General features: G+C 48.9%; 1 protein-coding gene. It reads right to left on the bottom strand.

Annotated features, from left to right (window positions below):
• Positions 1-203: DDE-type integrase/transposase/recombinase (locus tag AAEY97_RS21225; RefSeq protein WP_502959478.1), on the bottom strand; the 203-nt coding region annotated here is incomplete at its 3' end.
• Between the last annotated feature and the right edge of the window lie 73 nt (positions 204-276).

The following is a 276-nucleotide window of genomic DNA, read 5'->3' as shown; positions in this document are numbered from 1 at the left end:
CGGGCGTACAGGTCTAAAACAACGGCTAGGTAACACCAGCCGCCTTTAATGCGAATATAAGTGACATCGCCCGTCCAGACTTGGTTGGGCGCCGTTGGGCTAAATCTGCGTTTTAAAAGGTTGTCATGGGTTTTATGTTCCTGATCAGCGTGCTTGTATTTGTGGGTCTTGAGCTGGCAACTGACCAGTTTCATTTGCTTCATAATCTTGGCAGCTAAGTAACGCGTTAGCCTAATACTGTGCTCATTCCACAGGATGGCGACAATGGTGCGAGCC

Source organism: Shewanella sp. TB7-MNA-CIBAN-0143 (assembly GCF_040310065.1).
Lineage (GTDB): Bacteria > Pseudomonadota > Gammaproteobacteria > Enterobacterales > Shewanellaceae > Shewanella.
This window is presented reverse-complemented; position numbering and strand designations above follow the sequence as displayed.